A 23,872-nucleotide genomic window follows, 5' to 3' on the forward strand; every position below is an offset into this window, starting at 1 on the left:
CCAGAGCACCGGGGGCCTTCCTCGTCGTACGGGGCGCTTACGCCTGCGGCAAGCGGTCCAGCTGGGACTGGAGGCGGAGCATGTCCTCCTCCGCCTTGGCCAGGCGGCCGCGGATCTTGTCGACGACCGCGTCCGGTGCCTTCGCCAGGAACGCCTCGTTGCCGAGCTTGGCCGTGGCCGCCGCCTTCTCCTTCTCCGCGGCGGCGAGGTCCTTGGCGAGGCGCTTACGCTCCGCCGCGACGTCGATCGTGCCGGAGAGGTCGAGCGCGACCTCGGCGCCGGCGACCGGGAGGGTGGCCGTGGCCGTGAAGGACTCGCCCTCCGGCTGGAGCCGCAGCAGCTGGCGGATGGCCGCCTCGTGCGGGGCGAGGGCCGTACCGTCCAGCGTCAGCCGGGCCGGAACCCGCTGGCCCGGCTGGAGGCCCTGGTCGGCGCGGAAGCGGCGGACCTCGGTGATGACGGACTGGAGGGACTCGATCTCCCGCTCGGCGGACGCGTCCCGGAAGCCCGAGTCCGTGGGCCACTCGGCGATGACGAGGGACTCGCCACCGGTCAGCGTGGTCCACAGGGTCTCCGTGACGAACGGGACCACCGGGTGCAGCAACTTGAGGGTGACGTCCAGGACCTCACCGAGGACCCGCTTGGAGACCTCGGCCGCCTCGCCGCCCGCCTGGAACGTGGTCTTGGACAGCTCGACGTACCAGTCGAAGACCTCGTCCCACGCGAAGTGGAAGAGGGCGTCGGACAGCTTGGCGAACTGGTAGTCCTCGTAGTGCGCGTCGACTTCGGCCACGACCGAGTTGAGGCGGGAGAGAATCCAGCGGTCCGTGGCGGACATCGCGGAGGCGTCCGGCAGCGGGCCCTCGATGGTCGCGCCGTTCATCAGCGCGAAGCGGGTCGCGTTCCAGATCTTGTTGGCGAAGTTCCGCGAGCCCTGGACCCAGTCCTCGCCGATCGGCACGTCGACACCGGGGTTGGCACCGCGCGCGAGGGTGAACCGCAGCGCGTCGGAGCCGTACTTGTCCATCCAGTCCAGCGGGTTGACCGCGTTGCCGAAGGACTTCGACATCTTCTTGCCGAACTGGTCGCGGACCATGCCGTGCAGGGCGATGGTGTGGAACGGCGGGGTGCCGTCCATCGCGTAGAGGCCGAACATCATCATCCGGGCGACCCAGAAGAAGAGGATGTCGTAGCCGGTGACCAGGACGGAGTTCGGGTAGAACTTCGCCAGCGACTCGGTCTGCTCGGGCCAGCCCAGGGTGGAGAAGGGCCACAGGCCGGAGGAGAACCAGGTGTCGAGGACGTCGGTGTCCTGGTGCCAGCCCTCGCCGGTGGGCGGCTGCTCGTCGGGGCCGACGCAGACGACCTCGCCGTCCGGGCCGTACCAGACCGGGATGCGGTGGCCCCACCACAGCTGGCGCGAGATGCACCAGTCGTGGAGGTTGTCGACCCAGTCGAAGTACCGCTTCTCCATCTCCTGCGGGTGGATCTTGACCTTGCCGTCGCGGACCGCGTCACCGGCGGCCTTGGCGAGCGGGGCGACCTTGACCCACCACTGCATGGACAGCCGCGGCTCGATGGTGGTCTTGCAGCGCGAGCAGTGGCCCACCGAGTGGGCGTAGGGCCGCTTCTCGGCGACGATCCGGCCCTCGGCGCGCAGCGCGGCGACGATGGCGGAGCGGGCCTCCAGGCGGTCCAGGCCCTGGAAGGGGCCGGGGGTGGTGATGACGGCGTGCTCGTCCATGACGGTGATGGACGGCAGGTCGTGGCGCTGGCCGATCTCGAAGTCGTTCGGGTCGTGCGCCGGGGTCACCTTGACGGCGCCGGTGCCGAACTCCGGGTCGACGTGCTCGTCGGCGACGACCGGGATGGAGCGGTCGGTCAGCGGCAGCCTGATCAGCTTGCCGATCAGGTGCTTGTACCGCTCGTCCCCGGGGTGGACGGCGACGGCGGTGTCACCGAGCATCGTCTCGGCGCGGGTGGTGGCGACGACGATCGTCTCGTCCCCGTCGCCGTACTTCATGGAGACGAGTTCGCCGTCGTCGTCCTGGTACTCGACCTCAATGTCGGAGATCGCGGTCAGGCAGCGCGGGCACCAGTTGATGATGCGCTCGGCGCGGTAGATCAGCTCGTCGTCGTAGAGCCGCTTGAAGATGGTCTGGACGGCCTTAGAGAGGCCCTCGTCCATGGTGAAGCGCTCGCGGGACCAGGCGACGCCGTCGCCGAGGCGGCGCATCTGGCCGGAGATCTGGCCGCCGGACTCGCCCTTCCACTGCCAGACGCGGTCGACGAACGCCTCGCGGCCCAGGTCGTGGCGGGACTTGCCCTCCTTGCCCAGTTCGCGCTCGACGACGTTCTGGGTGGCGATGCCGGCGTGGTCCATGCCGGGCTGCCACAGGGTCTCGAAGCCCTGCATGCGCTTGCGGCGGGTCAGGGCGTCGATGATCGTGTGCTCGAAGGCGTGGCCCAAGTGGAGGCTGCCGGTGACGTTGGGCGGGGGGATGACGACGGTGAAGGGCGGCTTGTCGCTCTTCTCGTCGGCCTCGAAGTAGCCCCGCTCCACCCAGCGCTCGTACAGCGGCCCCTCTACGTCGGCCGGCGCGTACTGGGTCGGCAGTTCGGTCTCGGGCGCTGATGGCTGCTGCTGAGCGTTCTCGGTCACGGGGGTCAGTTTAGAGGTGCCACGGGGTGCTCCCGAAACGCGTTTGTTCTGTAACGGTGCGGCCCCCGGTGCCACCCGTCCCCCGCCGCTGGGCAAGGATGGCGGCAACACCTGAACATCTGGAGGGGAACCCAGCCATGAGCAGCAACCAGCCGGGCCCGTACGGCGGACAGCCCCCGCAGCCGGGTCCTTACGGTCAGGCTGGTCAGCCCGGCCCCTACGGGCAGCAGCCCCCGGCCCAGCCCGGCCCCTACGGGGCACCGGGACCGTACGGTCAGCCCCCGCAGCCCCCGCAGGCTCCCCGGCCCGGTTACGGCTACCCGCAGTCCCCGCCGCCCCCGCCCGCTCCCCCGGCCCCGCCCGGCGCCCCCTACGGGTACCCGCAGCAGCAGGGCGTGCCCCAGCAGCCGGGCCCCTACGCCCAGCCCCAGCAGAACCCCTACGGGCAGCAGCCCCCGTACGGGCAGCCGCAGCAGGGCCCCTACGGGCAGGCGCCCTTCGGCGCCCCGCAGCCGCCGGTCCAGGGCCGCAACAACGGCAAGCGGAACGGGCTGATCATCGGCGCGGTGGCCGTGGTCGCCGCCGTGGCGGTGGGCGTCTACTTCCTGACCAGCGGCGGCAGCGGTGGCGGCGACATCGCCGACGACGGCCCGCACAAGCTGACCGCGCCCTCGACGGTGCTCTCGGAGTACAAGAAGGGCAAGAGCGAGAACGGCGCGATGACCCAGGACGACCTGAAGGACGCCGAGAACTGGGGCGTGGTCGGCCCGAAGGACGTCAGTGCCGAGTACGCGGCCGGGAACGTCGACAACCCGCTGAGCAAGAAGATGATCGAGTTCGGCGGGGTGTACGGCACGATCGACGACCCGGAGAAGACGGTCGACGCGCTCTTCGCCTACATGAAGGACCAGAGCACCAAGGAGCGCGAGAACAAGTACACCCTGATCGGCGAGCCGAAGCGGTACGAGCCGGAGGCGCTCGGCGACGCGATCCTCAAGTGCCAGCAGGCCAAGGGTGATACGTCGGGCAGCGGCGAGGGCGTGCCCAAGGAGATGACGTTCTCCTTCTGTGTGTGGGGCGACCACAGCACCGTCGGTTTCGTGATGCCGATGGACATCGCCACCCTGGCGGCGGGCCGCAGCAGCGACCCGGCGGCGGACGCCGAGCTGACCGCCAAGTTCCGTGCGGCGGTCCGCGTCAAGGCGTGACAACGGCCGAGTACATGTGAGAAGGGCCCCGGCCGGTCGGCCGGGGCCCTTCTCACATGTACGGCTGCTGGGCTACGCGGTCTTCTGCTCGCCCTGGCCGCGCCCGCGGGAGTCCCTCGGGATCAGCGTCGGGTTGACGTTGGAGTGGACGACGTCGGCCGTGATGACGACGCGGGCCACGTCCTTGCGGGACGGCACCTCGTACATCACCGACATCAGGACCTCCTCCATGATGGCGCGCAGGCCGCGCGCGCCGGTCTGGCGGAGGATGGCCTGGTCCGCGATGGCCTCCAGCGCCTCGCGCTCGAAGTCCAGCTCCACACCGTCGAGTTCGAAGAGCCGCTGGTACTGCTTGACCAGGGCGTTGCGCGGCTCGACCAGGATCTTCAGCAGGGCTTCGCGGTCGAGGTTGTGCACCGAGGTGATGACCGGGAGACGGCCGATGAACTCGGGGATCATCCCGAACTTCACCAGGTCCTCCGGCATGATGTCCTCGAAGATGTCCTTGGCCGCCAGCTCGCGCTTGGAGCGGATGGTGGCGCCGAAGCCGATGCCCTTCGCGCCGGCCCGCGCCTCGATGATCTTCTCCAGGCCGGAGAAGGCACCGCCCACGATGAACAGCACGTTCGTCGTGTCGATCTGGATGAACTCCTGGTGCGGGTGCTTGCGTCCGCCCTGCGGCGGCACCGAGGCGGTGGTGCCCTCCAGGATCTTCAGCAGGGCCTGCTGGACGCCCTCGCCGCTGACATCGCGCGTGATCGACGGGTTCTCGCTCTTCCGGGCGACCTTGTCGATCTCGTCGATGTAGATGATGCCCGTCTCGGCCTTCTTGACGTCGTAGTCGGCGGCCTGGATGAGCTTCAGCAGGATGTTCTCGACGTCCTCGCCGACGTACCCCGCCTCGGTCAGCGCGGTGGCGTCCGCGATGGCGAAGGGGACGTTGAGCATGCGGGCCAGGGTCTGGGCCAGCAGGGTCTTGCCGGAGCCCGTGGGGCCGAGCAGGAGGATGTTGGACTTCGCCAACTCGATGGCGTCCTCGCGGCCTTGGCCGCCGCCGTTCTCACCGGCCTGGACCCGCTTGTAGTGGTTGTACACCGCGACGGAGAGGGCCTTCTTGGCCGGTTCCTGACCGACCACATAGCTCTCGAGGAACTCGTAGATCTCGCGGGGCTTGGGGAGTTCCTCCCAGCGCACCTCGCTGGTCTCCGCCAGCTCTTCCTCGATGATCTCGTTGCAGAGATCGATGCATTCGTCGCAGATGTACACACCGGGACCTGCGATGAGCTTCTTGACCTGCTTCTGGCTCTTGCCGCAGAACGAGCACTTGAGCAGATCGCCGCCGTCACCGATGCGTGCCACGGTGTGCTTCCCCTTCGCCTGGGAGACGACTGGACACTGAAGATCCAGCGGCTCCTGGTGCTGCCTTATGTCGACGGTACCTTGCCGGGCCCGGTGTTCGGGCCCCCCTTGGCAGGGTTCACTTTGACGTGCACCCTGCCAAGAGGGCCCGGACGTGCGCAACCGCGGTCAGCGGACCGATTCGTTGTTCAACTTGCGGGTGGAGATGATCTGGTCGACGATGCCGTACTCCAGCGCCTCCTCGGCCGTGAGGATCTTGTCGCGCTCGATGTCCTCGCGGATCTTCTCGAGCGGCCGGTTGGTGTGCGTGGCCAGCATGTCCTCCAGCTGCTCACGCATCCGGGTGAACTCCTTGGCGATGATCTCCAGGTCGGAGAGCTGACCGCGCCCCGTGGAGCCCGCCGGCTGGTGGATCAGCACCCGCGAGTTGGGCAGCGCCATGCGCTTGCCGGGGGTACCGGCGGCGAGCAGGATGGCCGCGGCCGAGGCCGCCTGGCCCATGCACACCGTCTGGATGTCGGGCTTCACGAACTGCATGGTGTCGTAGATGGCCGTCAGGGCCGTCATGTCACCGCCGGGGCTGTTGATGTAGATCGAGATGTCCCGGTCGGGGTCCATCGACTCCAGGCACAGCAGCTGCGCCATGACGTCGTTGGCGGAGGCGTCGTCGATCTGGACGCCCAGGAAGATCACGCGCTCCTCGAAGAGCTTCGCGTACGGGTCGTACTCGCGGACGCCCTGGGAAGTGCGCTCGACGAAGCGCGGGATGATGTAACGGCTGTCGGGGCGGGGGCCCTCGTACATGCCGCTGGCGGCGCCGGGAAAGTCGTTCATGGGGTGTTCACCGTCCTGGTGGCGTTCTGGGAGCTGTCGGTGGTGGCGGTGCGTGGCGCGGCCGGGCCGGTCAGGCACCGGTGCCGCCGCCTCCCGGAACACCCGAGGCGTGCGTGATGATCTCGTCGATGAGACCGTACTCCTTGGCCTCTTCCGGGGTGAACCAGCGGTCGCGGTCGCCGTCTCGGATGATCGCTTCCACCGTCTGGCCGGAGTGCTGGGCGGTCAGCTCGGACATGCGCTTCTTGGTGCGCAGCAGGTACTCGGCCTGGATCTTGATGTCCGAGACCGTACCGCCGAGGCCCGCGGAGCCCTGGTGCATCATGATGTCCGCGTGCGGCAGCGCGAAGCGCTTGCCGGCCGCGCCGCCGGTGAGCAGGAACTGGCCCATCGAGGCCGCCATGCCCATGGCGATCGTGACCACGTCGTTCGGGATGTACTGCATGGTGTCGTAGATCGCCATGCCGGCCGTCACCGAGCCGCCGGGGCTGTTGATGTAGAGGTAGATGTCCTTCTCGGGGTCGGCGGCGAGGAGGAGCAGCTGTGCGGTGATCTTGTTGGCGATGTCGTCGTCGACCTGCTGGCCGAGGAAGATGATCCGCTCGCCCAGCAGCCGGTTGTAGACCTGGTCACCGAGGCCGCCACCGATGGAGGGCTCGCCGGCGGCGGAGGGCATCAGATTCGTCACGTATCCACCTGCTCGTCTTACGACGGCGCCGGGCCGTCTCACGTCGTCCTGCCGGGGGCTTGGCGGGGTCGGCTGACTCCCCTGCCCCCCGTATTCATGGACCCTAACGCTCTGGTCCCCCCGGTGAATCCCGCAGAAGCAGGTGTTCGCCGGGGGCGTAGAGCGCCATGGGGGTGAGCTGTGACGCCGGGTGCGGGTGCGTTGTGGCTTGTCGCGCCCCGCGGCGGAGCCGCAGATCGACACAGCCCCGCGCCCCTTGGGCAACCGCACCTGAACCAAGACAGCAGGCCCCCGGGAGACGCGCTCCCGGGGGCCTGCTGTCAGGCTGAGGTGCCTGGGGCTCAGCCCTCGGTCTTCTCGTCGGCGACCTCGGTGGTCTCGGTGACCTCCGTGGTCTCCTCGTCCTCGTCGTCCAGGTCGACGATCTCGCCGTTGGTGTCCTTGACCGTGGCGGCCTCGACGACGACGGCCAGGGCCTTGCCGCGGGCGACCTCGCCGACGAGCAGCGGAACCTGACCGCCCTCGACGACGGCCTGGGCGAACTGGTCGGGGGACATGCCGGAGGAGGCGGCGCGGCGCATGAGGTGCTCGGTGAGCTCCTCCTGGTTGACGCCGAGGTTCTCCTTCTTCACCAGCTCGTCCAGGACGAACTGGGTCTTGATGCCCTTGACCGCGGCCTCACGGGTCTCGGTGTCGAACTCCTCGGCGGTCTTGCCCTGGATCTCCAGGTACTTGTCGAGGGTCAGGCCCATCTGGCCGAGCTGGTGGTGCTCCAGGTTGTGCTTGCGGGTGTTGACCTCGTCCTCGAGGAGCTTCTCGGGGACGGGGACCTCGACCAGCTCGAGGAGCTTGTCGAGCACGCGCTCCTGGGCCTGGGTGGCCTGGTCGTACTGCTTCATGTTGGCCAGGCGCTTGGTGCTGTCGGCCTTCAGCTCGTCCAGGGTGTCGAACTCGGAGGCGAGCTGCGCGAAATCGTCGTCCAGCGCGGGCAGTTCACGGGCGGCGACCTGGGTGACCTTGACGGTGACCTCGGCCTCGCGGCCCGCGGCGGAGCCACCCTTCAGCTCGGAGGTGAAGGTGCCCTCCTCGCCGGCGGACAGGCCCTTGACGGCGTCGTCGATGCCGTCGAGCAGCTCGCCGGAGCCGATGGTGTACGAGACGCCGCTCGCGACGCCGTCCTCCAGGACCTCGCCGTCGACCTTGGCCTCGAGGTCGATCGTGATGACGTCGCCGTCCTCGGCGGCACGCTCGACCGGGGAGGTGGAGGCGAAGCGCTCACGCAGCTGCTCGACCGACTTCTCGACGTCCTCGTCGCTGACCTCGATGGCGTCGACCTCGACCTCGATGCCGGAGTAGTCCGGGATCTCCACGGTCGGGCGGATGTCGACCTCGGCGGTGAAGTTCAGCGTCTCGCCGTCCTTCAGCTCGGTGATGTCGACCTCGGGCTGGCCCAGCGGGGTCAGCTCGGCCTCGTTGACCGCCTCGGTGTAGAACTTCGGGAGCGCGTCGTTGACGGCCTCCTCGAGCACGGCACCACGACCGAACCGCTGGTCGATGACGCGGGCCGGGATCTTGCCCTTGCGGAAGCCCTTCACCGTGACCTGCTGGTTGATCTTCTGGTACGCCGCGTCGAGGCTGTCCTTGAGCTCCTCGAAGGGCACCTCGACAGTGAGCCGAACCCGAGTCGGGTTCAGGGTCTCCACGGCGCTCTTCACGGTTCGGTCTCCTTGTGGCTGACTTCTTGGGTTCTGCCGGAGCCAGAGGGCACCGGCCGATAGCCGCCCGGAGGAGTAGCAGGCCATGAGGCCGGACACACGGGCGCGCAACCTGCATAGTAACCGCAGCCGGTCAGCGCCCCAAAAGGCGATCATCACGACACCGTGAGCCAAGTGGTCGGGGTGGCGGGATTTGAACCCACGGCCTTCCGCTCCCAAAGCGGACGCGCTACCAAGCTGCGCCACACCCCGTCTGGTGCGAGTCGTAGGGTACATGCCCCGGACGGGCGCGTCGCCGCGTCGCGCGCGGCACCGGGTGCCGTGCCGCGGGCGCTCCGTGGCACGTCACGTTGGCCTCCGCGCCGAGGGACCCGCTACGATGCTCCAGTACCGCGGTCACCGACGCGCGGTGCGCTCCTCGCGGGCGTAGCTCAATGGTAGAGCCCTAGTCTTCCAAACTAGCTACGCGGGTTCGATTCCCGTCGCCCGCTCTTCATGACTCAGGGGCCCGGCAGCCGTTTCGGCGGCGCCGGGCCCCTGAGTCGTTCCCGGGGGCGCGAGGGCCCCTCAGAAGCTGATCGAGTTGACCATCTCCGCTATCGACTGCATGAAGCGGCTGATGGAGGGCGCCATCCCGGTGGAGGCGAGGAAGAAGCCGAAGAGCATCGCCACGATGGCCGGGCCCGCCTTGATGTTCCCTCCTCGCATCAACACCACCAGGATGATCGCCAACAGCAACACCACGGACAGTGAAATGGCCACAACTGATCACACCCTCGGTCGGTTCGCTCTCCCGGCCTGGAGGCACCGTGCAGCACACCTCCGCCAGAACCATCGTGCCACCAACCAGCCCTCTGTATGCGGCTCGTGACACATCGTCGGTGAACCGGTCCGGCGCGGGCGACGCCCCGCACGGCAATTCGACGGCTCACCCGCGTTGTTGGCGACGGGAATTGCTCAACATCATTTCCATACCCACACATCGGCGGTGCGGGTAATTCGAATTGAGCGGGCGCGGGTCGACTATGACCTAATTCGGATGGATGAATCGGTACATCGAGGGGCAAATAATCAACCCTGTTGTGCCCGCCATCACCCTGCGCCCGCAGGAAAGTTACGCGATTTTTGGGGTATCCGAAGCCGGTAAACGCGAATGACCTCGATGGTTTTACGGACTCACACACGCGAGGCTAGGGTGCCTGAGATGTTCGACGCCGCCCCGTCCCACGGCCAGACCCGCGCGCCCATGCGCCCCCCGGCTCAGCCGCCGGAGAGATCCGCCAGGAAGCGCGACTCGTTCTTCGACAACGCGAAGTACCTGGCGATCGTGCTCGTGGCGATGGGGCACTCGTGGGAGGCGCTGTACTCGGACAGCCGGATACTCCGCGCGCTCTACATCTTCGTCTACACCTTCCACATGCCGGCGTTCATCATCATCTCCGGCTACTTCTCGCGCAGTTTCGACATACGCCCGGACCGGCTGAAGCGGCTGATCACCGGTGTCGCCGTGCCGTACGTCGTCTTCGAGACGGTCTACTCCCTCTTCCGCGATCACTTCGGCCAGGACTCCGAGACGGGGATCACCCTGCTCGACCCGTACTTCCTGTGCTGGTTCCTGGCGGCGCTGTTCGTGTGGCGGCTGACGACCCCGCTGTGGAAGGTCGTGCGCCAACCACTGCCGCTGGCCCTCGGCATCGCCATGCTGGCGACCGTCTCCCCCGCGATCAGCAACGACCTGGACTTCCAGCGGCTGTTGCAGTTCCTTCCCTGCTTCGTGCTGGGGCTGTGCCTGAAGCCGGAGCACTTCCAGCGGGTGCGCACCCGTGCGATGCGCATCGCCTCGGTGCCCGTCGTGGCGGGTGCGCTGGCCTTCGCCTGGCTGGTGGTGCCCCACCTGAACTTCGGCTGGTTCTACCGCCGGGACGCCGCCCAGGAGATGGGCGCGCCGTGGTGGTACGGGCCGCTGATGACGCTGGCCCTGTTCGCCTGCTCGGTGGTCCTGACGGCCTGCTTCCTCGCCTGGGTGCCGGGGCGCCGGATGTGGTTCACCTCGCTGGGCACGGGCACGATCTGCGGCTATCTGCTGCACGGCTTCGTCCTCAAGTACACCCGCTGGCAGGGCTGGTACGACGCCCACTGGCTGCACACCCCGCTCGGCGCGATCCTGGTGACGTCCTTCGCGGTCACGGTCGTCACGGTGCTGTGCACGGCTCCGGTACGCCGGGTGTTCCGGTTCGTGATGGAGCCGAAGATGGAGTGGGCGTTCAAGAAGGACCCCGCCCAGCAGGCGCGGGAGCGTCAGCACGGCGGGCCGAAGCAGCCCGTACCGGAGAAGGCCGGCGTGTAGCGGCTCCCCTAACCCCCTTCCGGCCGGCCGAGAAGCGCGCGCATCCGCGTGTACTTCTCGGTCAGTCGCATGCGGGTCGGCTCGTCCAGCACCGCGAGGCGGGCCGGGTCGGCGTTGTGCGCGAGGTCGGACCGCTTGACCAGTTCGGCGCCCGGTGTGGCGAGGATGCGGCGCGCGTACTCCTCGGGCGCCTCGCCGGCCCGCTTGGTGAGGGCGAGCACGATGGCCTTGGTGCGCGGGGTGAGTGCGGCACCGGCCAGCCACTCCTCGGTGAGCGCGTCGTCCTCGACGGCATCGTGCAGCCAGGCCGCCGCGATCTGCTCCTCGTCACCACCGCGTACCCGTACGCCCTCGGCGACGGCGGCGAGGTGTTCGGCGTAGGGACGGCCCGCCTTGTCGGTCTGTCCGGCGTGGGCGCGGCGGGCGAGGGCCTCGACCTGGGCCAGGGAGAGCGGGGTCGGTGTCATCGGCCCAGTGTTCCACCGGGAGTTCAGTGCCGCGCCGGGAGTTCAGCGGACGGGCGCGGATGCCTCGCGGCAGATCAGCAGCAGCGCGCGGTCGTCGTTGACGTCCTTGGCGACGGCCTCGATGAGGTGCCAGGCGGCACCGTGGAAGCCGCCCGCGACATAGCGGTCCGCTTCGCCGGTGAGGCGGTCGATCCCCTCGACCATGTCCCGGTCGGAGGCTTCCACCAGACCGTCGGTGAAGAGCATCAGGACGTCGCCGGGCCGCAGGGTGCCCTTCATGGAGTCGAACTGGGCGCCGTCGTACACCCCGAGGAGCGGGCCCTCGGCGGCCGTCTCCTCCCAGCGGCCGGTGCCCGCGCTGAGCTGGAGGCCCGGCGGGTGGCCCGCGGAGTAGAGCTCGTAGTCGCCGGAGTCGAGGTCGAGCACGAGGTGGATGGAGGTGGCGAAGCCCTCGTCCCAGTCCTGGCGGAGCAGGTAGCCGTTGGCGGCGGGCAGGAAGGAGTGCGGGGGCAGCGAGCCGAGCAGGCCGCCGAAGGCGCCGGACAGCAGCAGGGCGCGCGAACCGGCGTCCATGCCCTTGCCGGAGACGTCGGTGAGGACGACCTCCAGGGTGCGGCCGTTGTTGGTGCGGGCGGCGACGACGAAGTCACCGGAGAAGGACTGGCCGCCCGCCGGGCGCAGCGCCATCTCCTGGTGCCAGCCCCTGGGCAGCTTGGGCAGTTCGCTCTGGGCCCGGATGCGTTCGCGCAGGTCGAAGAGCATGGTGCCGCCGCGCCGCCAGGGCACGCCGACCCGGCTGCGGAACTGCGCGGTCAGCAGCCCGAAGAGGCCGCAGGCGGCGACGACCAGCACGATCCCGGGGGTGACCCTGGACGGTCCCTCGGTGTACGGGCCGAGCCGCACCGATTCCACGATGAGGGCGCCGGCGGCGGTCGCGTAGAGACCGAGCAGGCTGGCGGGGCGCAGCAGCAGGCCGCCCGCGACGATCGGGATGACCAGCGTGGCCGGGGAACACCAGACGGAGTTGGCCAGTGTGAGGGCCATGAACGCGGGAATGGTGAGGAGCAGGCCGACCAGGGCGATCCAGTCGGGGCCGTCGCCGCGGAAGTAGTCCACGGCGCTTCTGCGCAGCGCGACGCGGACCCGGTGCCACTGCATCTTCCACCGGGCCGTGAACGTCTCGGCCTTCGCGCGCCGTTCTCGTCCTGCTGCCATCAGTTCGGGACCCTATCCATCCAACCGGCCGCACGGCACGGGAGGTCCCACTTGTCCCCCGTGCGAGGCTCCACTTCGTGTTTCGGCCCCGCGTTTCGACCACGCGGTCCGACTACACAGTGAACGGCACTGAAGGCCGTCGCGCTGCCACCCGGCGGAAATTCCCCGCCCTGTTCGGCGGCAGGCTGCGGGCCTGGCACGACGGAACGGGGCGCACGACCGGTTCACGGATGCGCACGGGGCGCACGGGTCAGCCGAGTTGGCAGGCCGGGCACCAGAAGAGGTTGCGGGCGGCGAGGCCGGCGGTACGGATCTCGGTGCCGCAGACGTGGCAGGGCAGGGTGGCCCGGCGGTAGACGTAGACCTCGCCGCCGTGGTCGTCGACGCGGGGCGGGCGGCCCATCGCCTCGGGGGTGTGTTCGGGGCGGACGGTGTCGATGCGGTTGTCGCGGACACCGTCGCGCATCAGCGCCACGAGGTCGGCCCAGATCGTGTCCCACTCGGCCGGGGTGAGGTCGCGGCCGGCGCGGTAGGGGTCGATGCCGTGCCGGAAGAGGACCTCGGCGCGGTAGACGTTGCCGACGCCGGCGATGGTTTTTTGGTCCATCAGCAGCGCGGCGACGGAGGTGCGGCTGCGCCTGATCCGCTCGTAGGCGGCGGCCGGGTCGGCGTCGGGGCGCAGCGGGTCCGGCCCGAGGCGGTCGTGGACGGCGCGCTTCTCGGCGTCGGTGATCAGCGCGCAGGTGGTGGGGCCGCGCAGGTCGACGTAGGCGGTGTCGTTCGCCAGCCGGAGCCGGACGGTGTCGGTCGGCGGGGGCGCGGGGGCCGGGCCGAAGGCGACCTTGCCGAAGAGGCCGAGGTGGATGTGGACCCAGTCGCTGTCGCGGAAGCCGAGGAAGAGGTGCTTGCCGTGGGCGTCGGTGGTGGTCAGCTCGGCGCCGTCCAGCAGCTCGGCGGCGTCGGCGAACTTGCCCTGGGGGCTGGTCACCAGCGGGGCGGTGCCGCAAAAGCGCTCGGCGTAGTCCTGCGCCAGCCGGTGGATCGTGTGCCCTTCTGGCAAGGCCGGGCGTCCTTCCTCGGGTCGCGGGCCCCCGCCGCGGTCGGCGGCGGGGGCGGCGCGGCGTTACTGCTGGGGGTGGTGCGCCGGGATAGGCGGGAGGTCGCCGGTGTTCTCGTAGTCCGTCAGCATGTCGATGCGGCGGGCGTGGCGCTCTTCGCCGGTGAACGGGGTGTTCAGGAAGATCTCGACGAACTTGGTCGCCTCGTCCTCGGTGTGCTGCCGGGCGCCGACGGCGATGACGTTGGCGTCGTTGTGCTCGCGGCCGAGCGCGGCGGTGGCCTCGCTCCAGGCGAGGACGGCGCGCACCCCCTTCACCTTGTTGGCGGCGATCTGCTCGCCGTTGCCGGAACCGCCGATGACGATGCCGAGGGAGCCGGGGTCGGCCACCGTGCGCTCAGCCGCCCGCAGGCAGAAGGGCGGGTAGTCGTCCTGGGCGTCGTAGATGTGCGGCCCGCAGTCGACGGGCTCGTGGCCCGCCGCCTTCAGCCACTCGACGAGGTGGTTCTTGAGTTCGTAGCCCGCATGGTCGGAGCCGAGGTACACGCGCATGGACCGAGTGTGCCACGCCCGATTCCGGGCAGCAGCTCCGGGTTCGATAGGGGATATGTGAGACGGGCCATAGAACCTCAAGGAAAGCTCAAGTAACAATCCGGATTCAGAGGTTCCCGAATTCGTTCCCCTCAGATTCACTGGACCGCCTCGTACACCGCTCGTGCGAGGCCCCGTACGACGTCGTACGACTGCACCGCCGCTCGTACGGGAGTCGCTCCACCTGGCGCAAAGGAATTCCGTCCATGTCCCAAGGTTCCGGGCTGCAAGCAGGTCTCAAGAACCGTCACCTGTCGATGATCGCCATCGGTGGTGTGATCGGTGCCGGCCTTTTCGTCGGCTCCAGTACGGGTATCGCCACGGCGGGCCCCGGCATCCTGCTGTCCTACGCCCTCGTCGGCACGCTCGTCGTCCTCGTGATGCGGATGCTGGGCGAGATGTCCGCGGCGAACCCGACCTCCGGCTCCTTCTCCGCGCACGCCGACCGTGCGCTGGGTCGCTGGGCCGGTTTCTCCATCGGCTGGCTGTACTGGTTCTTCTGGGTCGTGGTGCTCGCCGTCGAGGCGACGGCAGGCGCGAAGATCCTCGAGGGCTGGATACCGGCGGTCCCGCAATGGGGCTGGGCGCTGATCGTGATGCTGGTGCTCACGGCCACCAACCTGGTCTCGGTCGGCTCCTACGGTGAGTTCGAGTTCTGGTTCGCCGGGATCAAGGTCGTGGCGATCGGCGCGTTCATCGTGGTCGGCGCGCTGGCCGTCTTCGGTGTGCTGCCGGGTGCCCACAGCGACAAGGCCGGGCTGAGCAACCTCACCGCGCACGGCGGCTTCCTGCCGCACGGTCCGGGCGCGATCCTCACCGGTGTGCTGCTGGTCGTCTTCTCCTTCATGGGCAGCGAGATCGCCACGCTGGCGGCCGGTGAGTCGGAGAACCCGCAGCGCGCGGTCACCAAGTCGACCAACAGCATCATCTGGCGTATCGCGGTCTTCTACCTGGGCTCGATCCTCGTCGTGGTCTCGCTGCTGCCGTGGAACGACCCGTCGATCAAGACCGACGGTTCCTACGTCGCCGCGCTGAACTCCCTCGGTATCGCGCACGCCGGTCAGATCATGAACTTCATCGTGCTGACCTCGGTGCTGTCCTGTCTGAACTCGGGTCTGTACACGGCGTCCCGGATGGCGTTCTCGCTCGGTCAGCGGGGTGACGCTCCCAAGGCGTTCGCGCGGACCAACTCCCGCGGTGTGCCGATGGCGGCCATCCTGGCCTCGGTGCTGTTCGGCTTCGTCGCGGTGTTCTTCAACTACAAGTTCCCGGACTCGGTCTTCCTGTTCCTGGTCAACTCCAGCGGTGCGGTCGCGCTCTTCGTGTGGCTGGTCATCTGCTTCTCGCAGCTGCGGATGCGGAAGATCATCCAGCGGGAGGCGCCGGAGAAGCTCGTCGTGAAGATGTGGCTGTACCCGTACCTCACCTGGGCCACGGCCGCGCTGATCGTCTTCGTCCTCGGCTACATGCTGACCGACACGGAGCATGACGGCCGCGAGACGGTTCTGCTGTCCCTGATGGTGGCGGCGGTCGTCCTGATCATCGCCTTCGTGAAGCAGTCGGTGACGGCCAAGCGCGGCCAGTCGGAGATCCCGGCCACGGAGGACCCGGAGAAGGTGCCCGCGGCCTGAGACCCGCTCACTGAAACCCGGTGCCACGAGGGATTCCCTCGTGGCACCGGGTTTCTGCTTGCGCCCACGCGGGCGGCGGCCGGGGGCTGGGCCAGGGCATCTGCGGGGCGCTGCCCGACCAGGGGGAGGCCGCCCGCCCACCGTGGGCCGATGCCTTGCGTCGGCCAGGCCGGGCAGCGGCGCACTCACCTCTCCAGGGACGCGGGGCAGCCGCCGCCCAGGTCGGGCGGCGCCCCAGCCCCCGTAGCGCGCCCCGTCCACCACGTGCCCCCAGGGCGCCCGTGTGCCCCGCCTAAACGGCGAAGGCCCGCCCGGTCACCTCGTGGGTGGGTCGGGCGGGCCTTCGGGGGAGAGGTCAGCTCTTGTTCGTCAGCTTCCACGCCGTGGGGAGGACGCCCATGGCCAGCGCCGCCTTCAGGGCGTCGCCGATGAGGAAGGGGGTGAGGCCGGCCGCGATGGCCGCCGTCGCGGACATGTGGGCCGTCACCGCGAGGTAGGGGACGCCGACGGCGTAGATGATGGCCTCGCCGAGGAGCATCGTGCCGGCCATGCGCAGCGGGGAGCGGTCCGCGCCTCGGCGGGCGAGGGCGCCGACGGCCGCGGCGGCGAGGAGCATGCCGAGGACGTAGCCGAAGGAGACGGAGGCGCCGGAGCCGCCCTGGGCGAACCACGGCACCCCGGCCAGGCCCGCGGCGGCGTACAGCGCGAGGGCGGCGAAGCCGCGGCGGGCGCCGAGCGTCGTGCCGACCAGCAGCGCGGCGAAGGTCTGTCCCGTCACCGGCACCGGGGAGCCGGGCACCGGCACCGCGATCTGGGCCGCGAGACCGGTGAGCGCCGCGCCGCCGAGCACGAGGGCGGCGTCGCGCACGCGCGAGGTGGGAAGGAGGTCGGCGAGGACGGCGCCGGGCCGAGCGGTGACGCTGGCGGTGCTCATGGGGACTCCGCGGGTGTGTGGACAGGGACAGGGGGCAACACCGTGACGCTATACCGGCCCTTACGCACCGATCACCGTCTGTGCTCGACAAAGGCGTGAACAGGGGCTTGGTGGGCTTCGCACAAAGGATGCGTCTTACACCGGAACAAGCGTGATACCGGTCACCGCGCCCCGCAGCGCGAAGTAAACGGACGTAAGCATTCCGTAAGCCGATCGTCCGCATCGTGGGCGCTTCCGGCGACAGTGGGGCGACTTCACCCAGACTGGGGGAGTTTTTACCCACCTACCGCACTGGACGAGCCGCGCCGATGCCCAGCACCACCACGCAAGCGCCCCAGGAGCAGAAGCAGGGCGTCCCGCTCTCCTCCGGCCTCAAACAGCGCCACCTGTCCATGATCGCCCTGGGCGGGGTGATCGGCGCGGGACTGTTCGTCGGCTCCGGCGCCGGTATCGCCGCGGCGGGGCCCTCCATCGTCGTCGCCTACACCCTCTCCGGCCTGCTGGTCCTGCTGGTGATGCGGATGCTGGGCGAGCTGTCGTCGGCGTACCCGTCGTCCGGCTCGTTCTCCGCGCACGCCGAGCGGGCGATCGGACCGTGGGCCGGCTTCACGGTCGGCTGGTCTTTCTGGGTCATGCAGTGCACGGTGGTCGGCCTGGAGGGCATCGGGGCCGGGAAGATCGTCAGCGGCTGGCTGCCGGGGACCCCGCAGTGGGCCTGGGTCGCGCTGTTCATGCTGATCTTCTGCGGGGCGAACCTGACCTCGGTGAAGAACTTCGGGGAGTTCGAGTTCTGGTTCGCCGCCCTGAAGGTCGCCGCGATCTGCGCGTTCCTGCTGCTCGGCGTGCTGGCCATCGCGGGCGTGCTGCCCGGCACCCACTCCCCCGGCACCTCCCACCTCACCGACCTCCTGCCCAACGGCGGCCAGGGCCTCGTCCTCGGCCTGCTCGCGTCGGTGTTCGCGTACGGCGGCCTGGAGACGGTCACCATCGCGGCCGCCGAGTCCGAGGACCCGGTCCGGGGTGTGACGAGCGCGGTGCGCACCACGATGTGGCGGATCGCGCTGTTCTACATCGGATCGATGGCCGTCGTGGTGACCCTGGTGCCGTGGGACTCGAAGGAGGTCGTGGAGCGCGGCCCGTACGTCGCCGCCCTGGACAGCCTCGGCATCCCCGGCGCCGGCCGCGTGATGGACGTCGTGGTGCTGGCCGCACTGCTCTCCGCGATGAACGCCAACATCTACGGCTCCTCGCGCATGCTGCACTCCCTGGTCCAGCGGGGCCTGGGTCCGCGGGTGCTGGCGAAGGTGTCCGGCGGGGTGCCCCGGATCGCGGTCCTGGTCTCGTCCGTCTTCGGCTTCGGCTGTGTGCTGCTGAGCTACTGGCGCCCGGACGACGTGTTCATGTGGCTGCTGAACATGATCGGCGCGGTCATCCTGGTCGTCTGGATCTTCGTCGGCGTCTCCCAGCTCCTGCTGCGCCGCCGCGCCGAGCGTGCCGGTGAGGCGCCGCCCGCCGTGCGGATGTGGGCGTTCCCCTGGCTGACCTGGGCCGCGCTGCTGGGCATGGTGGTGATCCTGGTCCTGATGGCCGAGCAGTCCGACACCCGGGTGCAGTTGTACTCCACGGGCGGCCTGACGCTGGCCCTGGCGGCGGCCGGGTACATCCGGCAGCGGGCGCGCGCCCGGCGCTGACCCACCCCCGCCGAAGGCCCCCACGTGACCACATGTGGGGGCCTTCGTGTCGCCCCCTTCCCCCACCGCCGGTCTTTTGTTGCTAGCGTGCAGTTGCAACAGGCTTGCAATAAGCCTCGGAGCGTCCCGCCTCGTGATCGTCTTCTCAGCCTTCACCGGCGGGCGGATGAAGGAAGCCCCCTGTGAGGACATGACTCACAGGGGGCTTCTTCAGGTACCGGCTAGAGGTTGCTGAAGTCCGGGCCGACCGTGCGGCTGCGCTTCAGCTCGTAGAAGCCCGGTACGGAGGCGACCGCGAGGGTGCCGTCCCACAGGCGGGCCGCCTCCTCGCCCTTGGGAGCGGGGGTGACCACGGGGCCGAAGAAGGCGATCTGCTCGCCGTCGGGGCCGGGGACCGCGATGACCGGGGTGCCCACGTCCTGGCCGACCTTCTCGATGCCCTCCTTGTGGGAGGCGCGCAGCTCGGCGTCGAACTCGAAGTCGGTCTGGTCGAAGTAGTCGATCAGGTCGGCGGGCAGGCCGACCTCCGCGAGCGCGCCTTCGACGGCCTCGCGGCTCGGGCCCTCGCCCTCGTTGTGGATACGGGTGCCGAGGGCGGTGTAGAGCGGGCCGAGGACGTCCACGCCGTGCTTCTGCCAGGCGGCGGTGACCACCCGGACCGGCTGCCACGCCTTGGTGGCGAGCATCTCCCGGTACTCCTCGGGCAGCTCGTCGATCCGGTCCTCGTTGAGGACGGCGAGGCTCATGATGTGCCAGCGCACCTCGATGTCACGGACCTTCTCCACCTCCAGCACCCAGCGGGAGGTCATCCAGGCCCAGGGGCAGAGCGGGTCGAACCAGAAATCCACCGGGGTCTTGCCCGACGTGGTCGCGGTCTCGGACATGTCTCTCCTCGCGAAAAGGTCTTTCCCAGCGCCAACATCGCCCCCGGCCCCCCAATTCCCCGATGCCGCCGGTCAGGGCCACATGGCAGGATCGTGCCGTTCAGTGCCCCGCATCTTGCGACCACAAGGGAGTGCCGCCCGTGCCCGGTGAGAATCTGTCCCGCGACGAGGCCCGCGAACGGGCCGCCCTGCTGTCGGTCGACGGGTACGACGTGGCGCTGGACCTGCGCTCCGCCGTGGGCGAGTCCGGCGGCGAGCCCCGCACCTTCCGCTCGGTGACCACGATCCGCTTCCGCTGCGCCGAACCGGGTGCCTCCTCCTTCGCCGACCTGATCGCGCCGGACGTGACCTCGGTGACGCTCAACGGCCGCGACCTCGACCCCGGCGAGGTGTTCGACGGCACCCGGATCGCGCTCACGGACCTGGCCGCCGACAACGAGCTGACCGTGGACGCCCGGTGCGCCTACTCCCGCACCGGCGAGGGCCTGCACCGCTTCGTGGACCCCGAGGACGGCGAGGTCTACCTCTACACCCAGTACGAACCGGCCGACTCCCGGCGGGTGTTCGCGAACTTCGAGCAGCCCGACCTCAAGGCGCCCTTCCGCTTCGAGGTCCGCGCCCCCGAGGGCTGGACGGTGTGGAGCAACGGCGCCGGTGAACTCACCGACGGTGTCTGGCGGTTCGCGGAGACCAAGCCGATCTCGACGTACATCACCTGTGTGGTCGCGGGCCCGTACCACTATGTGACGGACTCCTACGAGCGGGTGCTCGACGACGGGAGCAAGCTGGAGATCCCGCTCGGCGCGATGTGCCGCAAGGGGCTGGCGCCCTACTTCGACGCCGACGACATCTTCCTGATCACCAAGCAGGGACTGGACTTCTTCCACGAGCACTTCGACTACCCGTACCCCTTCGGGAAGTACGACCAGGCGTTCGTGCCGGAGTACAACCTCGGGGCGATGGAGAACCCCGGACTGGTCACCTTCCGGGAGGAGTTCGTCTTCCGGGGCAAGGTCACGCAGGCGTCGTACGAGGCGCGGGCCAATGTGATCCTGCACGAGATGGCGCACATGTGGTTCGGCGACCTGGTCACCATGGTCTGGTGGGACGACCTGTGGCTGAAGGAGTCCTTCGCGGACTTCATGGGCACCTTCGGCAACGTGGGCGCGACCCGCTTCAAGGACGCCTGGACGACGTTCGCCAACCGCCGCAAGGCATGGGCGTACCGCGCGGACCAGCTGCCCTCCACGCACCCCATCACCGCCGACATCCGCGACCTCCAGGACGCCAAGCTCAACTTCGACGGCATCACCTACGCCAAGGGCGCCTCCGTCCTCAAGCAACTGGTGGCCTACGTGGGCCAGGACGCCTTCCTGGAGGGCGCCCGGCGCTACTTCAAGCGGCACGCCTACGGCAACACCCGGCTGGCGGACCTGCTGTCGGTGCTGGCGGAGACCAGCGGCCGGGACATGTCGGCGTGGGCCCGCTCGTGGCTCCAGACGGCGGGCGTCAACTCCCTCACCCCGCAGGTGCTGGTGAGCCCCGAGGGCCGGATCGACGAGCTGGCCGTGCTCCAGGAGGCCCCCGAGTCCCACCCCGAGCTGCGCCCGCACCGGGTGAAGGTGGGGCTGTACCGGCGCACCGAGCACGGCACGCTGGAGCGCTACCGGAGCACGGAGGCCGACGTCGAGGGCCCGCGCACGGTACTGCCCGAGCTGGCCGGCGCCGAGGTCCCGGACCTGGTGCTGGTGAACGACGACGACCTCACCTACTGCAAGATCCGCTTCGACGAGACCTCGCTCGCCACCCTCCGCGAGCACCTCGGCGATCTGACCGACCCCCTCGCCCGCGCCCTGTGCTGGTCGGCGCTGTGGAACCTGACGCGGGACGGCCTGCTGCCCGCGCGGGAGTTCGTGGCGCTGGTGCTGCGGTTCGCGGGCCGGGAGTCCGACATCGGCGTGCTCCAGATGCTGCACGCCTGGGCCGGCACCGCGCTGGAGCGGTACGCGGCCCCCGAGTGGCGGGCGACGGGCGGCGAGCTGCTGGCGCAGGGCGCGCTGAAGGAGCTGCGGGGGGCCGGGCCGGGCAGCGAACAGCAGCTGGCCTGGGCACGGTTCTTCGCCACGGTCGCCTCCGGCCCGGCCGACCTGGCCCTGCTGAAGGAGCTGCTGGACGGCACCGAGACCGTCGAGGGCCTGGCCCTGGACCAGGAGCTGCGCTGGGCGTTCCTGGAGCCGCTCGCCGCGCACGGAGTGGTGGACGAGAAGGTGCTCGCGGCCGAACTGGCCCGCGACGACACCGCGTCGGGCAAGCGCCACCAGGTGCGCTGCCTGGCCGCGCGGCCCTCGGCGGCGGTCAAGGCGCAGGCGTGGGCGCAGGTCGTGGAGTCGGACGCGCTGTCCAACGCGCTGGTGGAGGCGACCATCGCGGGCTTCGACCGGCCGGGGCAGCGGGAGCTGACGGCGCCGTACGCGGAGAAGTACTTCGCGGCGATCGAGCGGGTGTGGCGGGAGCGGTCGATCCAGATCGCCATGCACATCGTCAACGGGCTGTTCCCGGTGTACCAGGACCGGCCCGGGACGCTGGCGGCGACGGACGCGTGGCTGGCGGAGCACGCGGACGCGGCCCCGGCGCTGCGCAGGCTGGTGCTGGAGGCGCGGGACGACCTGGCGCGGGCGCTGCGCGCACAGGAGTGCGACGCCGGCCAGTGAGCTTTGGCCTGAGCTTCATCGCCCGGTGACCGTTACGGAATCCGGGCACGGCAGCCCGTAACCCCTGGTCCTCCCCGAACGGACCAGGGGTTTTCGCCGCCTACTCGGCACCCGAACACCCGTCCTTTAGTACCGTGTTGTCCGCATTTCTCGACGGATGTGTAACAGCGGTTACGGGTGGGCCGGAAGTGGGGCATTCCAGAGCCATGACGCACGACACCCCGCTCTCCCCCCGCCCGCTCCGCCACCTCACCGAGATCCACCGCCGGGTCCTGACCGCCGCCCAGCTGCGCACCCACGGGGTGACGACGGCCGAACTGAACGAGCGGTGCCGGGCCGACGGGCCCTGGCGGCTGCTGCTGCCCAACGTGGTCCTGCTGCACTCCGGGGCGCCCACGAGCGAGGAGCGCCTGCACGGCGCGCTGCTGTACGCCTCCCGCGAGTCCACGCCCGGGGTGCCCGCCCAGCCGGGCGCGGGCGACGCGCACCGCGCGGCCTACGCCGAGGCGATGCTCACCGGCCTGGCCGCGCTGACCCTGCACGGCCTGCCGTCCTCGCCTCCACTGGTGGCCCTGGAACGGATCGACGTCCTGGTACCGAGGCTGCGCCGGCTGCGCTCGACCGGGTACGTGCGCGTGGTGCGCACCCCGGACCTCCCCGTCGCGCGGCCGGTGGCGGGGCTGCCGGTGGCGCCGGTGGCGCGGGCGGTGGCGGACGCGGTGGCCCACCTGACGGACGCGGACACCGTACGGCGGCTGCTGACCGAGGCGGTGCGCGACGGCCACTGCGATCCGGCCGCGCTGGTAAGGGAGTTGACCCAGGCGAAGCTGATGGGCCGGGCCCATGTGGCGGACGCGGTGGAATCACTGGTGGCCGAGGGCCGCGCGGTCGCCGAGGACCGGCTGTACCGCATGGTCACCGAGCAGGGGCTGCCCGACCCGGTGTGGAACGTGGACCTGCGGCTGCCCGGCGGCCCCCACCTGGGCGGTCTTGACGCCTACTGGCCGGAGCAGGCGGTCGCCGTCGAGCTGGACACCCGGGCCCCGCGCCAGGACGAGGACGCGACCTGGTCGGAGTACGCCCGCAAGCGGGAGCACCTGGAGCGGCTCGGGATCACGGTCGTGCACATCACCCCGAAGAAGCTCCGGGAGTCGCCGGAGCAGCAGGCCGCGGTGGTCCGTACGGCGCTGATGGCCGCCGGTGACCGCGACCCGGCCGCTTACGTGATCGTCCTGCCCCGGTAGTGCGGCTCAGCGCGTCCCGACCGGCGGCCCGGTGTCCAGGCGGCCGGTGGGCGGGCGTTCGCGCCACAGGCGCAGGGCGGTGTCGACCAGGGAGACCCGTGTCAGCTCGGACACGGCGGACAGGTCGTGCCAGGCGGCGAAGTCGGTGGAACCGCCCACCTCGTACCGGAGTTCACCGCCGGTGACGCGCGCGGCGTACAGCAGCCGTACGCCATGGTGGTCGACGGCGCGGCCGGGGAAGCGGCCGGGCAGCACCACCCGGCCGGTGTGCACACCGAGCAGGTCGGTCACCTCGACCCGGTAGCCGGTCTCCTCGGCCACCTCGCGGCGCACGGTGTCGTACGGGTCCTCGCCGAACTCGGCGCCGCCGCCCGGCAGTACCCACTCGTGGCCGCCTCCCGGCGCGGGCGAGCGGGCGAGCAGGAGCTGTCCGTCCCGGACACACACGGCGTAGGCCGCCACCCTCAACTTACGTCGCATGCGGGGACGTTAGCGCGCTCCACCCGGGAACCGAGTGAATTCGTGCTTATTCGGTCCCCAACCGCACACATCGCATCGCGGGTTTTCCCCATACATGGATCTCGATTCGGTCAACGAACCCCAAAATTCGGTCGCTTGGGAAAGGCTGCGCTGG

Annotated in this window: 19 protein-coding genes and 2 tRNA genes; 7 read left to right on the plus strand and 14 right to left on the minus strand. The window is 69.8% G+C overall.

The annotated features are described in order from the left end of the window. Positions 1-37: 37 nt before the first annotated feature. The gene (locus ACIGA3_RS03725) at positions 38-2,662 is read right to left on the minus strand and encodes a valine--tRNA ligase (RefSeq protein WP_399710177.1); all 2,625 of its coding nucleotides are present in this window, start codon (positions 2,660-2,662) and stop codon (positions 38-40) included. 137 nt (positions 2,663-2,799) lie between these two features. Here ACIGA3_RS03725 and ACIGA3_RS03730 point away from each other — a divergent pair, with 137 nt between their 5' ends. After that, positions 2,800-3,870, plus strand: coding sequence for a hypothetical protein (locus tag ACIGA3_RS03730; protein WP_399710179.1), 1,071 nt, complete (start codon positions 2,800-2,802; stop codon positions 3,868-3,870). Positions 3,871-3,942: 72 nt separating this feature from the next. Here the strand turns inward: ACIGA3_RS03730 and clpX are convergent, their stop codons facing one another. From clpX to ACIGA3_RS03755, 5 genes are all read right to left on the minus strand, one after another. Further along, positions 3,943-5,229, minus strand: coding sequence for an ATP-dependent Clp protease ATP-binding subunit ClpX (gene clpX / locus ACIGA3_RS03735; RefSeq protein WP_399710181.1), 1,287 nt, complete (start codon positions 5,227-5,229; stop codon positions 3,943-3,945). Positions 5,230-5,397: 168 nt separating this feature from the next. Further along, positions 5,398-6,063 carry an ATP-dependent Clp protease proteolytic subunit gene (locus ACIGA3_RS03740; RefSeq protein ID WP_399710183.1) on the minus strand — a complete coding sequence of 222 codons (666 nt, stop codon included), beginning with the start codon at positions 6,061-6,063 and terminating at the stop codon, positions 5,398-5,400. 70 nt (positions 6,064-6,133) lie between these two features. After that, a complete protein-coding gene (locus ACIGA3_RS03745) occupies positions 6,134-6,739 on the minus strand; it encodes an ATP-dependent Clp protease proteolytic subunit (RefSeq protein WP_161183448.1) in 606 nt (201 codons plus the stop codon). A gap of 353 nt (positions 6,740-7,092) precedes the next feature. After that, the gene (gene tig, locus ACIGA3_RS03750; RefSeq protein WP_399710185.1) at positions 7,093-8,466 is read right to left on the minus strand and encodes a trigger factor; all 1,374 of its coding nucleotides are present in this window, start codon (positions 8,464-8,466) and stop codon (positions 7,093-7,095) included. A gap of 175 nt (positions 8,467-8,641) precedes the next feature. After that, positions 8,642-8,718: transfer RNA gene (locus ACIGA3_RS03755), tRNA-Pro, on the minus strand. A gap of 168 nt (positions 8,719-8,886) precedes the next feature. Between ACIGA3_RS03755 and ACIGA3_RS03760 the strand changes: the two genes are divergently transcribed. Beyond that, a tRNA-Gly gene (locus ACIGA3_RS03760) sits at positions 8,887-8,957 on the plus strand. 76 nt (positions 8,958-9,033) lie between these two features. On the opposite strand, the gene ACIGA3_RS03765 is transcribed toward ACIGA3_RS03760, so the two are convergent. Continuing rightward, positions 9,034-9,228, minus strand: coding sequence for a hypothetical protein (locus tag ACIGA3_RS03765; RefSeq protein WP_399710186.1), 195 nt, complete (start codon positions 9,226-9,228; stop codon positions 9,034-9,036). A gap of 442 nt (positions 9,229-9,670) precedes the next feature. On the opposite strand from ACIGA3_RS03765, the gene ACIGA3_RS03770 reads away from it, so the two are divergent. Then, the gene (locus ACIGA3_RS03770; protein WP_399710188.1) at positions 9,671-10,813 is read left to right on the plus strand and encodes an acyltransferase family protein; all 1,143 of its coding nucleotides are present in this window, start codon (positions 9,671-9,673) and stop codon (positions 10,811-10,813) included. Positions 10,814-10,821: 8 nt separating this feature from the next. Here the strand turns inward: ACIGA3_RS03770 and ACIGA3_RS03775 are convergent, their stop codons facing one another. The 4 genes from ACIGA3_RS03775 to ACIGA3_RS03790 all read right to left on the minus strand — a co-directional run bounded on the left by ACIGA3_RS03775 (position 10,822) and on the right by ACIGA3_RS03790 (position 14,104). Beyond that, on the minus strand, positions 10,822-11,280 hold the full coding sequence (locus tag ACIGA3_RS03775) for an HD domain-containing protein (RefSeq protein WP_399710190.1): 459 nt from the start codon (positions 11,278-11,280) through the stop codon (positions 10,822-10,824). 42 nt (positions 11,281-11,322) lie between these two features. Beyond that, positions 11,323-12,495, minus strand: a complete 1,173-nt coding sequence (locus ACIGA3_RS03780) for a PP2C family protein-serine/threonine phosphatase (RefSeq protein ID WP_399710192.1) — start codon at positions 12,493-12,495, stop codon at positions 11,323-11,325. Between the two features lie 250 nt (positions 12,496-12,745). Beyond that, positions 12,746-13,555, minus strand: a complete 810-nt coding sequence (locus tag ACIGA3_RS03785) for an Fpg/Nei family DNA glycosylase (protein WP_399710193.1) — start codon at positions 13,553-13,555, stop codon at positions 12,746-12,748. Between the two features lie 63 nt (positions 13,556-13,618). Beyond that, positions 13,619-14,104, minus strand: coding sequence for a ribose-5-phosphate isomerase (locus ACIGA3_RS03790; RefSeq protein WP_399710195.1), 486 nt, complete (start codon positions 14,102-14,104; stop codon positions 13,619-13,621). A gap of 245 nt (positions 14,105-14,349) precedes the next feature. Here ACIGA3_RS03790 and ACIGA3_RS03795 point away from each other — a divergent pair, with 245 nt between their 5' ends. Further along, complete coding sequence (locus ACIGA3_RS03795) at positions 14,350-15,774, plus strand: amino acid permease (RefSeq protein ID WP_399710197.1); 1,425 nt, start codon at positions 14,350-14,352, stop codon at positions 15,772-15,774. A gap of 355 nt (positions 15,775-16,129) precedes the next feature. Here ACIGA3_RS03795 and ACIGA3_RS03800 read toward each other — a convergent pair whose 3' ends face one another. Continuing rightward, complete coding sequence (locus tag ACIGA3_RS03800; protein WP_399710199.1) at positions 16,130-16,708, minus strand: biotin transporter BioY; 579 nt, start codon at positions 16,706-16,708, stop codon at positions 16,130-16,132. A gap of 308 nt (positions 16,709-17,016) precedes the next feature. Here ACIGA3_RS03800 and ACIGA3_RS03805 point away from each other — a divergent pair, with 308 nt between their 5' ends. After that, positions 17,017-18,399 (plus strand): amino acid permease, encoded by a 1,383-nt coding sequence (locus ACIGA3_RS03805; protein ID WP_399710201.1) that lies wholly within the window; start codon positions 17,017-17,019, stop codon positions 18,397-18,399. Positions 18,400-18,620: 221 nt separating this feature from the next. Here the strand turns inward: ACIGA3_RS03805 and ACIGA3_RS03810 are convergent, their stop codons facing one another. Continuing rightward, entirely contained in the window at positions 18,621-19,283 is a 663-nt protein-coding gene (locus ACIGA3_RS03810; RefSeq protein ID WP_399710203.1) for a DsbA family protein, read from the minus strand. A 140-nt stretch (positions 19,284-19,423) separates the two neighbouring features. On the opposite strand from ACIGA3_RS03810, the gene pepN reads away from it, so the two are divergent. Further along, the gene (gene pepN / locus ACIGA3_RS03815) at positions 19,424-21,994 is read left to right on the plus strand and encodes an aminopeptidase N (RefSeq protein WP_399710205.1); all 2,571 of its coding nucleotides are present in this window, start codon (positions 19,424-19,426) and stop codon (positions 21,992-21,994) included. Positions 21,995-22,200: 206 nt separating this feature from the next. Continuing rightward, the gene (locus ACIGA3_RS03820; RefSeq protein ID WP_399710206.1) at positions 22,201-23,238 is read left to right on the plus strand and encodes a hypothetical protein; all 1,038 of its coding nucleotides are present in this window, start codon (positions 22,201-22,203) and stop codon (positions 23,236-23,238) included. A 6-nt stretch (positions 23,239-23,244) separates the two neighbouring features. On the opposite strand, the gene ACIGA3_RS03825 is transcribed toward ACIGA3_RS03820, so the two are convergent. Then, entirely contained in the window at positions 23,245-23,718 is a 474-nt protein-coding gene (locus ACIGA3_RS03825; RefSeq protein WP_399710208.1) for an NUDIX hydrolase, read from the minus strand. Between the last annotated feature and the right edge of the window lie 154 nt (positions 23,719-23,872).

The sequence above is a fragment of the Streptomyces sp. NPDC085596 genome (assembly GCF_044541565.1).
Taxonomy (GTDB): domain Bacteria; phylum Actinomycetota; class Actinomycetes; order Streptomycetales; family Streptomycetaceae; genus Streptomyces.

Excerpts from the sequence above, each read along its gene's own strand:
- ACIGA3_RS03730 (WP_399710179.1), top strand. The coding sequence starts at position 2,800 with ATGAGCAGCAACCAGCCGGGCCCGTACGGCGGACAGCCCCCGCAGCCG.
- ACIGA3_RS03795 (WP_399710197.1), top strand. The coding sequence starts at position 14,350 with ATGTCCCAAGGTTCCGGGCTGCAAGCAGGTCTCAAGAACCGTCACCTG.
- ACIGA3_RS03820 (WP_399710206.1), top strand. The coding sequence starts at position 22,201 with ATGACGCACGACACCCCGCTCTCCCCCCGCCCGCTCCGCCACCTCACC.
- ACIGA3_RS03790 (WP_399710195.1), bottom strand. The coding sequence starts at position 14,104 with ATGCGCGTGTACCTCGGCTCCGACCATGCGGGCTACGAACTCAAGAAC.
- ACIGA3_RS03825 (WP_399710208.1), bottom strand. The coding sequence starts at position 23,718 with ATGCGACGTAAGTTGAGGGTGGCGGCCTACGCCGTGTGTGTCCGGGAC.
- ACIGA3_RS03780 (WP_399710192.1), bottom strand. The coding sequence starts at position 12,495 with ATGGCAGCAGGACGAGAACGGCGCGCGAAGGCCGAGACGTTCACGGCC.
- ACIGA3_RS03805 (WP_399710201.1), top strand. The coding sequence starts at position 17,017 with ATGCCCAGCACCACCACGCAAGCGCCCCAGGAGCAGAAGCAGGGCGTC.
- ACIGA3_RS03745 (WP_161183448.1), bottom strand. The coding sequence starts at position 6,739 with ATGCCCTCCGCCGCCGGCGAGCCCTCCATCGGTGGCGGCCTCGGTGAC.
- ACIGA3_RS03800 (WP_399710199.1), bottom strand. The coding sequence starts at position 16,708 with ATGAGCACCGCCAGCGTCACCGCTCGGCCCGGCGCCGTCCTCGCCGAC.
- ACIGA3_RS03770 (WP_399710188.1), top strand. The coding sequence starts at position 9,671 with ATGTTCGACGCCGCCCCGTCCCACGGCCAGACCCGCGCGCCCATGCGC.
- ACIGA3_RS03775 (WP_399710190.1), bottom strand. The coding sequence starts at position 11,280 with ATGACACCGACCCCGCTCTCCCTGGCCCAGGTCGAGGCCCTCGCCCGC.
- ACIGA3_RS03740 (WP_399710183.1), bottom strand. The coding sequence starts at position 6,063 with ATGAACGACTTTCCCGGCGCCGCCAGCGGCATGTACGAGGGCCCCCGC.
- ACIGA3_RS03810 (WP_399710203.1), bottom strand. The coding sequence starts at position 19,283 with ATGTCCGAGACCGCGACCACGTCGGGCAAGACCCCGGTGGATTTCTGG.